Source organism: Leptolyngbya sp. NIES-2104, assembly GCF_001485215.1.
In the GTDB taxonomy this organism is placed as follows: domain Bacteria; phylum Cyanobacteriota; class Cyanobacteriia; order Leptolyngbyales; family Leptolyngbyaceae; genus Leptolyngbya.
In genome coordinates, this window is record NZ_BBWW01000001.1 from 3,107,476 (window position 1) to 3,119,407 (window position 11,932).

The window sequence follows — 11,932 nt, forward strand, 5'->3', positions numbered from 1 at the left end:
GATTACCGTCGCCCCCATCACCCCCACCCCTATTCCCCACCCCAGTCGGGCTAACCGTGATCACCGATGCTCACTCTTGATAAATTACTCACCGCCCACTCGACGCTCAAACAGCGCAATGGCACTCAAATCAATGCTCAACTGCGACAGTTGCAGCAGCACATCCTCGCCCAACTGCACGCCCTGCAACAGCAAGAAGAGATATTGGTGGCGGACGAATACGAACTGCTAGACCCGATTCAAGACCATCTTGCCCGCGATGCTCGATCGCTGACAGGGACAGATGCGTTTCAAGCGTTCGTGCGATCGCTGTTCATTGAGACGGCGGACGAACTGGTCTGCCGCTACCTTGCCACCCAGATTGATCCAGACCCCACGATTTGGCGCTTGCACCAGTTGAAAGAGCCACTCCAGATTCACTGCACCCAGCCATTCTGCGAGGAAGTGTTCGACGACGAGGGCATCTCCCACACCTTATATCTGGTGAAGATGGAGGTCCAACTGGGGCGGTGGCGGGATGTTGTTGATCTTGCCCCCCAACCGCTGATGGAAACCGCTGGTGAGTTCGACTTGCCGCTCTCAGGGTTCAAACAGTGGCTGAAGTTAACTGAGCAGTTGAAAGGGGCACTGCGGCAGTCGCCGCTTGGCTTCGGCACTCAAGAAACCCAAGGGAACAAGCGGTCTGCTCGGCAAAAAGCGGTTCCTTCGCAACGGGGAGTTGCCCAAGAGATGGCTTGTGTGCTGATGTTTGTCGGGGAATTGTTTCATTCCTACACCGTTGCCGATCGCCTGTGGTCACTTCTGTCTGCGGCGCACGGGATGCCGCAACCGCGATCCTCCCCGCCGCCAACCGCAGAATAGCCTATTTTTATTCCCGACAAGCTATGACATCACTCCCCTTAAATCCCGATGGCGATCGCCGCGATCGTCTCATCTTTGGAAAACCCCTCGATTGGCAGACCCAGGCCGCACAACAGCGACGAGTTAGCTTTGATAAACTGCCCCTTTGCACATTGGAACAGTTGATCCAGGAAGGGTTTGTGCAAGCTTCTGAGCAACCGCTCAGCGATCCGGATGCGCTTGAACTGGTTGAGGTTGCCCGATGTTTAAGCCGTCCTACCTTATCTGCTTGGGTTGAAGTCTTGGTTAGCCCACCTGCTTGCCAGGAGTGGGTGCGGATTACGGCAATCCGGTTCGAGGGCATGATTACACCTGTAGAGCGATCGTTCTTTTGGCGATCGTTTTACCACGTTCGCGCCTTAGAAATGACCCCTCGATTGCTGCGGGCAACGTTTGATTCTGCCGCCCTGCTCTTCGTCTCGCATCCCGTCGTGGCGTATCAAGACGTAGTGCCGTGGGATTTATCAGAACCTGGAGCTGACCATGACCCACGCCTTACTCACGGATAACGAGTCAGCATCAGCAGTGGCGGTTCTTTCGGAGTTGCGCCCTGCACTAATCGTCTCTCAACGGCTTGAGTGTCGACTGGATGATTGCAGCCTTGCCCGCTTGATTAGGAGAATCGCATGAACCCAAACAACTCTTTGCCTGAAGAACCTTCCTCAGAGCCGCTCAACTGGTTCCTGTCCGAAGCGCGTGTGCAAGAATTAATTCGTATCGAAGAAGAGTGTGGCTGCGACATTGGCGCAGGGCGGAACTGGGGCACCCAGATGGGGATGTTCCTGGAAGATCCTGTGGAAATGGAGTGCTTAGCGCAACTGCGCGATTGGATGCTGGGTGAATTCCGCTTGATGCTGAGCGAGTGGGAGTTGGGCCGAATCACCGACACGCTCCACTCCGTCGGGCGGCAACTATTGATTGAACGCTTTCGCCAACCGCCGCCGGAAACCCAGGAACGGCTTTGGCACCTGTTTGAGCGATCGCAAGCGACGCGATGGGATCACTCAAGCGTGGCAATCTCTCGTGCCAACGACGCTCGGACTGAAGTGCGGGCGGTGATGGCGAGAACGCTGACTTCAGCCGATTGGCAAGCGTTGACGCAAGCAGCAGTCTGGACGCTAGAACAATACTTGTCCACTGGGCAAGCAGAACTGAACCGAGAGGACTAAGCGACTCAATCTCGATCGCTGGTTTTGCTTGAGCCGAACGGCTGGAAAGTTCGCAAAAATTGCGAACATTGGTCAAATCTTGCTCAAGTCATTCTCCGGGTAGTCGTTGAGGTTGCGATCAAAAATGAGGGCGTTCTCTATTTCTGAAAGACAGCTTTTGATCTCGTTGGAGATAGGCGGGCAAGAGTGTGTGAAATCCGTCCTGCTCCGCTCAATGCGCCACTAGCGATCCCTGTATCTGAGATGGAGGCAGCAGTATGCCACACGATTTCTATTTTGGTCAGAGCCGAGAAATGAGTGCCCTGCACTGGTTGATGGAAAACCGCCCATTGCTGCCGTCGCCCCACGAGGATACGGTCGAGCTGCTTGTGAAAGCTGCCTGTCGGCAGTGTTTGATCGAAGCATCTTGGAAAGATGCGGCTGCGGTCGAATTGTGCCGGGAACTGATCGATCGCACTCATCCTCCAACATCGGCACAAAAATTACTGGAGCGGTGTCAGGCAGGGGAATTAGAAGCGTTTGAGCAAGCCCTTTTGAGACTGCAACAGCAAGTGATGGTTGAAATTATGAGGCCGCCCGATGCAGAGTAATGTGGTAGGACTGATTGGCAGTTTGGTTAGATGGCAGAAAAATCCTCCCAAAGAAGCTGGCTCTTCATGAAATTGCCTTAGAAGATAGTGAAACTTTGGCAGTGTTTTTGTGAGCGTCATGGCTAATGACCAATCTTCGCGACGTGGAGCTTTATTAAGCAACGAGACAACACCCGTTCTCCCAGAGACGGTTGTGTTATCGAGCCAGCCAGGGACATGGCGAGGAATTGAGGTCGTGCAACGCCGTCATACCGTGAGCGATCATGAGTTTCCGGCGCTTTCCTGCCACACGATAGGTATCAATCTCGGACACCCTTTAAGTGCGCGCATTGATGGACGGGTCTACGAAGGACACTTGAGTCAAGGGCAGATCAATGTGCTTCCGGCAGGTTTGCCCAGCTATTGGCGATGGAAGGAGCCAGGCGAAGCGGATGTGATTCACCTCTATCTCACTCCCGCCTTGCTGCGGGAGACAGCGATCGACCTCGGCAATCTCAACCCGGACCGAATTGAAATCGTGAACCATCTGGTGGCTCCCGATCCACAACTTGAACACCTGGGGTTAGCACTGTGGCAAGAACTTGTCACGGGTGGAATGGGCGGACGGCTGTTCGGCGAGTCACTTGCCACAGCACTGGCAGTGCAGCTTCTCCAGAAATATAGTGCAACCACAGTCGCCATTTCCGAATTCAAAGGGGACTTACCCAAATACAAGCTGAGCGCGGTATCGACTACATCAACGCTCATTTGGAGCAAAACCTCAGTCTAGAAGAACTGACCACAATCGCCCAAATGAGTCCGCATCACTTCTCGCGATTGTTCAAACAGTCCACAGGGCTATCACCGCACCAGTATGTGATTCGCTGCCGCGTGGAGCGAGCGAAACAATTGCTGCTGAAAGGCGAAATGACGATCGCGGAGGTTGCTGCGACCGTTGGATTTTACGATCAAAGCCATTTTGCCCACTACTTCAGACGCTTGATGGGTGTCACGCCTAAAGCTCTGCTCAAGTAATAGCAAGAATCTCCTCAAAATAGCGCAAATCTCCAAAATTGCTGCCTCGCTAGTTTTTTATGCTGACTTAAATCTGTGAAACAAAGGAGAAACGCACTAGAAAGTGCAAATTGATCGATCAAATATGCAAAGTCCAAAACAAGACGATTTGCAGGCAGTCTCGCTGTTTCTGTCTGACATTACTCATGCGATCGCAGCTTTCCGACATCGCTTGTAACTTTATACTTCTGGCAACGGCAAGCGCAACCACAGGGGCAAATGATCGCTGACCTCATGTTCAAACTTGCTGAAAAACGCTTTCTGTTGCGTCTTGCTCATCTGCTCAAGTGGAGGCAGATCTAATGCTTCTCGAAATAGCTCGACGAAGTTGACAATGCCATAATCAGGTCCGCGCAACTGAGTTCCCATCGTCGCGTTGTCCTTGTACGTCGGTAGGCGATCATCGTGACTGAACAAGCCAATCTGATCAAACGTCTCGCTCAACCTAGCGTTCGTGCGAAACTGTGTCTTGTATTGCGGATGAACGTCGAGAAACGGAAAGTTCACGTTCGCGGTTCTGCCCATCGACTGATTGAACGTTTTGATGTGTGCTTCGATGCGGGGACGGTCTCGTTCCGGGTCATCAAAGTCCAGGTTGAGATCGCCTATCAAGATATAGTTCGGGAAGTTGCTCGATCGCTCTTTCACTCTTGCTAGTAACCACTCCATCAGCGCATCGAATTCCTGTCGTCGATCCTCGATGCTGTCCCCGAAATAGAGATGAGCGTTGACTGCCATAATGTCATACGGGCGTGTGCCAGGATGTCCATTGGTGCGGAAGCTGGCACAGAACGGTTGACGCACGAAGGTGAGGAATACAGGCAGTTTGATATCGGCTCCTTTACGGAGATTCCCCTGTTCATCGAGATGTGGGGCGATCTCGCTGACGAATTCCGCGCTGTGTTCGATCATCGTGGTAATCAACTTGGTGCGATCGAAGGAAATATCAGAGACGACATTGCCGCGCTCAATGAGCGATCGGTTATAAAGCCCAAGCGTTCACCGAGTCCTGCTTCTCAAGGGAATGCACCCGTGACATCGGAAACGACTGCACCAAAGTTGTCACCCATTAGGGATTTGAGATAATCAAAGCCTTCAAGGTCGTCCATGATTTCCTGCACCGAGAGCAGATCGAACTGTTGGCAAAGCTGCGCGAGGAATTGCCAGGTCGCTTCGTTGCGTTGTTTTCTTGCGCCCAGCTTGCGGATGTTGAATGAGGCTAAGACGACCGAACCATACTCACGCTTGGGTAGCCCATATCGGTCTGGATCTTGAGCTAACCGCGTCTTGATTTTTTCCCATTCTGCTGTGGTAAATTCAGCCATCGTTGCCCCCGCTCATTGTCACGAACAGGTTGCATGATAACTGGAAAAAACCTAGCTGAGTAATCTGAAAGTGGCTAGGCGCATTCAGTGCTTTCATGCGGCACAAACTTGGTAAGGTCTAAACGCGATCACCATTGGATATATGAAACAGCGGCAAGTGTTCGGAGTTTGATTCAAATTTGATTGATAACTTCCAATCGACCAGCATCTATTTATTCTGAAGAATAAATAGATGCTGGTTAGCACAAAACCTCACCTTCCTGGTGCAGAGTATTTGCAATACTCTGCGGTAATGATAAAAAACAGGACAAAAACGCATTGATAGTAGCGTTTTGCGGATGTAAACTAATCAGCGTTTTGCAGTGACTTGAGTGCTTGTTTTGCCACCGTTTCTGCGCGTTGTGAAGTCACTTTTTGATAGCGCAGGGTTGTTTGAATTGATCGGTGTCCCATTAGCGCCCGCAGTTCTTCGATTCCCATCAGTCCCACACGCTCAGTTGCAAAGGTGTGCCGGAGATCGTGCAGATGTGCGTCTGCCAGTTCGGGAGCATCTGCGGTCAATTCACACCAGTTATCGTGGGCAGACCGATAGCTAAGACGGGAGACTTCCAGCGTGAACGGCTGTTGGGCTGTAAACAGAGCAGAGAATTTGGCGTGGCGATCGTATTTCAGGTAGTAATCGAGAGCGACCGCTGCATCTTCGCCATAAAAACACCACCGCTTCCGATTGCCTTTCCCCACGACTTGGAACTTACGCTCGCTCTGGTTCACGTCGCGCAAATCGAGTGCCAAAAGCTCTGAGATTCTGGCTCCGCTTCCGTGTAGCAGATGTACCAAGGCATTCATGCGGAGATGGTGCTTTACCAACTGGTAAAGCATCTCTAGCTGCTCTGGGGTGAGGTAGCGAATAATCTCGTCGCTGTCGTGTTCTCCCTTGGCTCGATCCGGCTTCCGCCGCTTCAAGCCGAGAATCGGGTTTGACTTGATGTAACCCTCTTCGACAGCAAAGTTAAACAGGGATTGGATGATCGCTTGATGGCGATGATGCGTCGTGTAGGCAATGCTTTCTAAGTCGTCGAGATATTCTGTAATCGCTTGCCGCGTCAGGATCTCAATCGGCATCGAGCCATATTCTTGTAGGAAAGGCAGCAACGTGCATTGATAAGATTTAAGCGTCCCTGGTGCTAACCCCTGACGACTCAGAAACGCAGTTGCGACTGTAGCTAAAGATGCAGCGATTTGAGAAGACATAATGGGATTATGACCTAGAAATATATTAATCAAACAGCGTTTTAGATAAACCTTTTTAGACAACGTTTTATGATGACTTTAAATCCAGACCTCGCTCCAAACCCTGAAGAATCGTTGGCAGAGTATGTGCGGCGAATCCGTACTAGCTTGAGTCTAAGCCAGAAAGACTTGGCAGATCGAGCAGGAATTCATCTTCAAAGCATCGGCAAAATCGAACGGGGGCAGACCACGCGATTGAAACACAAAGCCAAAACGGGATTGGCGTTTGCGCTCGGCATCTCAGTTGAGTATTTGGATGCGGCGTGTAAAGGTGTGACGGTCGATGCGATCGAGACGCTCAAATTCTGTCCCCAGTGCTGGACACCGGGAAGTTTGCCGGATTCGATGTGGACAGCAGTGCGAGCAAAGTATTGCTACGCTTGCGGGACTCAGTTGTGCGATCGCTGTCCTAATTGCAGCGAGAGGATTCTTTCATTCAAATTTAAGTTCTGTCCTTTTTGCGGCAAAACCTATCAGAAATAAATTTTGGTTCTGAAAGACTGATTAAATCAAAAGGTAGCAAGAACGGTTAAGATGACCCGTTGTCTTTTAACCCGAAGAGAGGCAGAAGAATTTCTATCTGGTGTGTCCTCATAATTTACTAAATTTACTAAACCCATGTCTCAGAGTCCTTCTATTCCCAACCTCTCTCAAGACCTTGATACGCTGAGTTGTGATGCCCGACTGACAGAAGTATTTAGCGGCAACTCGAACGAACCCTGTACACTTTACTTGTGGCTGCTTGAGCGAAAACAAGGTAAGAACGACCGCGACTATCAATTGCTATTCAGTTGGGTGCTCCCTCGATTAACAGGTGCAGTGGGTCAATGGGGATCATTCAACTCTTTATCCAAATGGAAATCAGCGCCCTATGAGTTTCGCATTCACAGGTTGACATTTCTGCATAGCGGTAGTGCGATCACCGATCTTGTAAAACGGCTTTGTCAGGGCGTAACACTAGGCGATGCCTGCAATCAAATGGATCTTCCTCAACCCAATGCGCCGCTTGATCAGTTCTGCTTGGGAGTATCGCCTAATCAAATTGCCCAATCTTTTCGGGTTCGTCCAGTGATTTTCTTGGAAACATCGTTTTCGACGCTGCCGATCTTTGATCAACTCAAGCCACCCACTAGCCCGATCGACGGTATCTCTGCATTTATGGGGTCGCTATACCGCTGCGATAAACTCAATCTTTTCTGCCAAGCCAACGGTGAACCGCTTCCGCAAGTAGACGAACTAGCTAGACTCTGCCTGAATCACCTTCGGGATGAAACGGGATTAGATTTTCGGAACGCAGATAACCAACGACTAGGAAACCTAGAATGGCTCTGCTTTCCGGCTGCTAATCAGCATGAGCAGTCTCAGATTAGCATTGATACTGATGATGCCCCAAATCAAGTAACAGTCCGAATTACACCTGGAGTGCTTCCAACCTCATCTGCTTTGATTCGCTGTCGCGGCAAGAATGGTGGCGTGATCGTTCTAGATCAATGTCAGCTTGTACAGGTAGCCGATAGCGCGGAAGTCCCGGTATCGTTTGAAGCAAAAGAACACATCAGTTCCGTTACGGTTACGATCTGGATTCAAGCACCTAATTCTACGAGCTGGGAGCTTTGGTACGAGCATACATCACCCACACGCTGGCAGGTTAATCTAAGTCTTGGTCTGGCTGGTCCTCAAATCGACTTACCTTCGGATTGGCTTGAGAAATATGCCAATTCTAGATTTCGAGACCAGGTTGAGCAATCTCAAAAGTTCAATCAGGTGAATTATGAACAGGTACGGATTGGTAAAACAGATACAGAGCCGTGGATTGTGGCGGCAAAGCAAATCCGCGAATTTGCCAGAAAGCTCTTCCCATTCAGCTCAAACGGAGCATTCTTTCCGAGAGGTTGGGCAAACGACGAGACGGGTCGATTTAGTTTTTTTAAGTGGTTGCAACAACTCACGAACGATCCAACAGCCAGCAAAGTTCTCCTGATTGACCCTTATTTTGACAGCGCTGGCATTCATGAACTGATTGCACGAGCGAGTGCAGTTCAGGCAGAGTATGTTGTTCTGACGACCACTCAAATTAAATCAGATGACGATGCACTGGAGACAGAAGATAGTCTGCAAGTGAGCGATCAATCCTCAGAACCACAACGCGCAATTCGACTGAAGACGGCTTGTAATCAACTACAGGTTTTGTTGAAAAATCTTAAATTCCGTCTTTTAGACGTGCGAAGTACAGAAGGGGGAAAGAATCAAATTTTTCATGATCGCTACATTCTTGTCTTCGGTCAAAACGGTGACGTGAAAGCTGGCTATCATCTTTCCAACTCGATTCAAGGTGCAACGAAGGCTTATCCATTGTTAATCACAACCATTCCAGCAGACGTGCTGCCTCTCGTTGAGACTTATATTGCGACTGAATTGCTTCAGCCTTCTAATCCTAGAAGAGAAGTGCAGACAATTTTCTCGACGATTGCTGAGCAAGCAGAATTCTCGATGAGCCAACATCCAACAGAAATTGCTGCAATTCCCGATGCAAATCAATTCTTTGCAGCACTTCTCCAAGATGCTAATTTGGCTTATCTAACGTTATCCGATCTGGGTGAACGCCTTCAAGAACGAGGTCTTTACAATACGACAACACAAGAGTTTGAGTTGCATGAGACAACAGCGAACCGGGTCGAAGCAATGCTTGAGCAATTGACTCAAACTTTACTGTGTGCCGATATGGATACTTGTACTCGATTGTGGGCTGGATTGGCAGCATGGTTAGATCGAACTTCAGAGCATGAAGCGTACTTGGCAAAAATCACATTGGTTGGGGGGGCAGCACTAGCTGCAAAACTGCACACATTTGTATTACAAGTCCCCCATGCCTTAAATCTTCCCGTTCAGTCATACCATCCAAATGCTCAAGCCGACGCACTGCAATTAATTGATTTCGTCAAACGAGACTTTGTGAGTGCTGTACGAGATGCCGACCGACTTCTGCAAATTACGAGTGCCCAGATGTGGCAGATGTGTTTGAACGATCGCGGTCTTCGTTATGCGGCACAAGCATTAATGACTCTAGATTCAGCGAAGTTGATTGACGCGGTTGAGACGTTGAACCAGTTTCTGGTAGATGATCGCAGTACTCTAGATTCATTGCAGTTCTGGTCTTTAGCTTATTCCCTCTCCTTCATCATTCAGCAGCTAGTGTGGCAACTGATTATTAATCGATTTCACAATCAACAGAATGACAATCTGACACAGAAGATGATTGAGAGCAATTTGCCGTCGATTCGCGCGCTCGCAGCCTATAGCTTGTTTCCATCAAATGCTAATCAGGCTGATCAATCGCCCTTGGATTTGCAAAAGATTTTTACTCGACTGACACAACTTTCAGCGATCGAGAGAATTCACGTTTTAGCCGAATGGGGATTTCACCTGAGAATCAAAGCAAATATCAATCGTGGAGAAACTGAGGCAGTTCGAGAACTTCGTTTAGCGGTTTTCAACGAAATGCGGCGGAATTTTCCGCAGGAATTATCGCTGGAGGAAGTTTCAAGCATTAGTCGTCGTCTCAGTGGTCCGAGTGAAGGCGCATGGGCAAGAACGACAACGAATAATCTACTACAACCCTTGGTCACTGAGAATAAGTTAAGCCAGGATTGTGTTACTGAAGTTTGGTTTTTAGTTTTATTGAATGGACTCAACAATAGTCTGATAATTGCTACGAAACAAGACGAGGCAAGCCCTTCTCTTGGCTTTAATCCTGATTTTACGACGGGTTTGGAATTAATTCAGGTGTGTGCAGAAGTATTCGCTCGTGCGAGTCCAGAACGTCGCACAAAATGGCTAGCTGAAACTTTAAAGCTTAGTCAAGCCGCGCGACGCTCCCTAAAGCAACCTTTTCTTCGTTCCCGTCATTATGAGAAATGGGACGCAGCACGAACTTGCGCTCTGTGGTTACAGAGTTTGATGCAACTGGTAGCTCAAACGAACAAATCGAATAATCAGTTAACCGATGAGGAGTTTGAAGTTCTACAGCAAGCTGCAACACACTTCGATGAAACTTTAGCAATCACTCGCGAAGCAGACTCGTTACCTGACAGAAAGTTACTGTGGGAATTTACGGCAAAGCTCTAGAGCAAGTAATCTAAGCAGGGAATCGATGGCTACTCGCTTCGTTGCAAGTATTACACGCAATTCTTCTATAACTCTGTTGCTGACAGGGACTGCGAATCCATAATTGATGTGCTTGATGCCGTTTGTAGTGGTAAAACTGTGCAATGCCTTGATGCTGCCATCGCCACATCGATCAATTCAGTCGAAACAGCATCGATTTCTTAAGCTCCTAAACGAGGCATCACAACAACTGGTAGGAGTTATGCCGCCAATGCTCCCAGTCCCACAAATTTTCAGATTCAGCCTGAGGTCCCCGGCATCATAGAATTGCCGGATTGCATATTGCCAATTCAGCAGAATTTCAGAAGAAATCGTTGGATGGCAAGCAGCTTTTGACGGTGCGCGGCAACTGTGTTGAATTGAGAACGCGACTGACAACCTTTATCGAGAGACTACTGAGGGACGAGAAAAGTTTTTTGGGACTTCCCTTGACACGTTTGTAGTACATTGTATTATAATGTAGTGAGACAAGGTTAAGGAGGAAAGAAATTTGGTCAAAGTCATAAATGGCTATTCAATCACAAATCCATTCAAGGTGCTTTAGATAAGCGGCTCTTATTGGATAACGCTGCCGAACCATGAAAACAGAATAAAATCCTTGATCCTAGACTAAGTGTCATTTTGTCGTAGATCCAGAACCATTTGTCACTATACAACCAGAATTTGTGGGTTCGACTCCCACCAGGGGCACTGTGCTTCTGTGGCGAAACGGTAGACGCACTCGATCGAGGGTCGAGCTTTTGTGGGTTCGACTCCCACCAGAAGTACCATAGCACAAGCACCGAAGGCGGAAGTGGTCTACGCGCACACCCGATAAGTGTGTTACTAGCAGGTTCGAGTCCTGCTCGGTGTACCAAATTTACGAGACGTTGGCATAGTGGCTGTGCATCGGATTTTTAATCCGACTTAGGTAGGTTCGATTCCTACACGTCTCACCTCAAGCCCCTATGATGCAACTGGAAAGACATCGCTTACTTAAAATAAGTGTTTTGCTGGTTCGAGTCCAGTCAGGGGTATGCAGAGACAGGGCAAACGTATACATTTCTTCATAGAGGCTGAGTTATTCTAGCAATGCGTGCAGAAGTAGCATCTACGAAAAATATGTCATTAGTCCCCAATCTCAAGGTCTCTCTGTTTTTGTTGTCTCTGTGTGTTCCCAGTACCTTGATTTTGAGATTGACAATCGAATGGTTCACAGTGATTCCACATTCACCAACATTCGCGTTTCTAAGCGGCAGTTACCCTGGCTATATTTTAAGGATGACATTCATTGGACTCATTTTTGGCATATTCAAAGCTGTGGTTGTCAATCTCATTGCTTTTATTCGTGCAATTTCTGGTCGAAAATCACTAATAATCATTACAGTTGTTCTTACTCTATTGGAAGTAGTTTTCTACTTATTTCTGATGACTCTCACACTGCCCTTTGGTTAGCTCAGAG

At 48.7% G+C, this 11,932-nt stretch carries 11 protein-coding genes and 4 tRNA genes; 12 read left to right on the forward strand and 3 right to left on the reverse strand.

What is annotated here, in order from left to right; translation table 11 throughout:
• Nucleotides 1-66: 66 nt before the first annotated feature.
• From NIES2104_RS14635 to NIES2104_RS31305, 6 genes are all read left to right on the forward strand, one after another.
• Complete coding sequence (locus tag NIES2104_RS14635) at nucleotides 67-861, forward strand: hypothetical protein (protein ID WP_058998912.1); 795 nt, start codon at nucleotides 67-69, stop codon at nucleotides 859-861.
• Between the two features lie 23 nt (nucleotides 862-884).
• Nucleotides 885-1,409, forward strand: a complete 525-nt coding sequence (locus tag NIES2104_RS14640; RefSeq protein WP_058998915.1) for a hypothetical protein — start codon at nucleotides 885-887, stop codon at nucleotides 1,407-1,409.
• Nucleotides 1,410-1,526: 117 nt separating this feature from the next.
• Nucleotides 1,527-2,069: a hypothetical protein gene (locus NIES2104_RS14645; protein WP_058998917.1), complete on the forward strand. Its 543-nt coding sequence runs from the start codon at nucleotides 1,527-1,529 to the stop codon at nucleotides 2,067-2,069.
• Between the two features lie 257 nt (nucleotides 2,070-2,326).
• Entirely contained in the window at nucleotides 2,327-2,659 is a 333-nt protein-coding gene (locus NIES2104_RS14650; RefSeq protein WP_058998919.1) for a hypothetical protein, read from the forward strand.
• A 118-nt stretch (nucleotides 2,660-2,777) separates the two neighbouring features.
• On the forward strand, nucleotides 2,778-3,428 hold the full coding sequence (locus tag NIES2104_RS14655) for a hypothetical protein (RefSeq protein ID WP_058998921.1): 651 nt from the start codon (nucleotides 2,778-2,780) through the stop codon (nucleotides 3,426-3,428).
• Nucleotides 3,407-3,673, forward strand: a complete 267-nt coding sequence (locus tag NIES2104_RS31305) for a helix-turn-helix transcriptional regulator (RefSeq protein WP_225895244.1) — start codon at nucleotides 3,407-3,409, stop codon at nucleotides 3,671-3,673. Before NIES2104_RS14655 ends, NIES2104_RS31305 begins: the two co-directional genes overlap by 22 nt.
• A 219-nt stretch (nucleotides 3,674-3,892) precedes the next feature.
• Here NIES2104_RS31305 and NIES2104_RS32665 read toward each other — a convergent pair whose 3' ends face one another.
• From NIES2104_RS32665 to NIES2104_RS14670, 3 genes are all read right to left on the reverse strand, one after another.
• Nucleotides 3,893-4,624 carry a hypothetical protein gene (locus NIES2104_RS32665; RefSeq protein WP_202815072.1) on the reverse strand — a complete coding sequence of 244 codons (732 nt, stop codon included), beginning with the start codon at nucleotides 4,622-4,624 and terminating at the stop codon, nucleotides 3,893-3,895.
• Between the two features lie 104 nt (nucleotides 4,625-4,728).
• Nucleotides 4,729-5,037 carry a hypothetical protein gene (locus NIES2104_RS32670; protein WP_202815073.1) on the reverse strand — a complete coding sequence of 103 codons (309 nt, stop codon included), beginning with the start codon at nucleotides 5,035-5,037 and terminating at the stop codon, nucleotides 4,729-4,731.
• A gap of 345 nt (nucleotides 5,038-5,382) precedes the next feature.
• Nucleotides 5,383-6,288 (reverse strand): tyrosine-type recombinase/integrase, encoded by a 906-nt coding sequence (locus tag NIES2104_RS14670; RefSeq protein WP_058998925.1) that lies wholly within the window; start codon nucleotides 6,286-6,288, stop codon nucleotides 5,383-5,385.
• A gap of 69 nt (nucleotides 6,289-6,357) precedes the next feature.
• On the opposite strand from NIES2104_RS14670, the gene NIES2104_RS14675 reads away from it, so the two are divergent.
• The 6 genes from NIES2104_RS14675 to NIES2104_RS14700 all read left to right on the forward strand — a co-directional run bounded on the left by NIES2104_RS14675 (nucleotide 6,358) and on the right by NIES2104_RS14700 (nucleotide 11,507).
• The gene (locus NIES2104_RS14675) at nucleotides 6,358-6,810 is read left to right on the forward strand and encodes a zinc ribbon domain-containing protein (RefSeq protein ID WP_058998927.1); all 453 of its coding nucleotides are present in this window, start codon (nucleotides 6,358-6,360) and stop codon (nucleotides 6,808-6,810) included.
• A gap of 135 nt (nucleotides 6,811-6,945) precedes the next feature.
• Nucleotides 6,946-10,452, forward strand: a complete 3,507-nt coding sequence (locus tag NIES2104_RS14680; protein WP_058998929.1) for a VPA1262 family protein — start codon at nucleotides 6,946-6,948, stop codon at nucleotides 10,450-10,452.
• 733 nt (nucleotides 10,453-11,185) lie between these two features.
• Nucleotides 11,186-11,261, forward strand: a tRNA-Leu gene (locus NIES2104_RS14685).
• A gap of 8 nt (nucleotides 11,262-11,269) precedes the next feature.
• Nucleotides 11,270-11,347, forward strand: a tRNA-Ile gene (locus NIES2104_RS14690).
• Nucleotides 11,348-11,354: 7 nt separating this feature from the next.
• A tRNA-Lys gene (locus NIES2104_RS14695) sits at nucleotides 11,355-11,426 on the forward strand.
• Nucleotides 11,427-11,432: 6 nt separating this feature from the next.
• Nucleotides 11,433-11,507: transfer RNA gene (locus NIES2104_RS14700), tRNA-Leu, on the forward strand.
• The last annotated feature ends 425 nt before the right edge of the window (nucleotides 11,508-11,932 follow it).

Coding starts and splice junctions, on each gene's coding strand:
- NIES2104_RS14635 (WP_058998912.1), top strand. CDS start 67: ATGCTCACTCTTGATAAATTACTCACCGCCCACTCGACGCTCAAACAG.
- NIES2104_RS14640 (WP_058998915.1), top strand. CDS start 885: ATGACATCACTCCCCTTAAATCCCGATGGCGATCGCCGCGATCGTCTC.
- NIES2104_RS14645 (WP_058998917.1), top strand. CDS start 1,527: ATGAACCCAAACAACTCTTTGCCTGAAGAACCTTCCTCAGAGCCGCTC.
- NIES2104_RS14650 (WP_058998919.1), top strand. CDS start 2,327: ATGCCACACGATTTCTATTTTGGTCAGAGCCGAGAAATGAGTGCCCTG.
- NIES2104_RS14655 (WP_058998921.1), top strand. CDS start 2,778: ATGGCTAATGACCAATCTTCGCGACGTGGAGCTTTATTAAGCAACGAG.
- NIES2104_RS32665 (WP_202815072.1), bottom strand. CDS start 4,624: ATGATCGAACACAGCGCGGAATTCGTCAGCGAGATCGCCCCACATCTC.
- NIES2104_RS32670 (WP_202815073.1), bottom strand. CDS start 5,037: ATGGCTGAATTTACCACAGCAGAATGGGAAAAAATCAAGACGCGGTTA.
- NIES2104_RS14670 (WP_058998925.1), bottom strand. CDS start 6,288: ATGTCTTCTCAAATCGCTGCATCTTTAGCTACAGTCGCAACTGCGTTT.
- NIES2104_RS14675 (WP_058998927.1), top strand. CDS start 6,358: ATGATGACTTTAAATCCAGACCTCGCTCCAAACCCTGAAGAATCGTTG.
- NIES2104_RS14680 (WP_058998929.1), top strand. CDS start 6,946: ATGTCTCAGAGTCCTTCTATTCCCAACCTCTCTCAAGACCTTGATACG.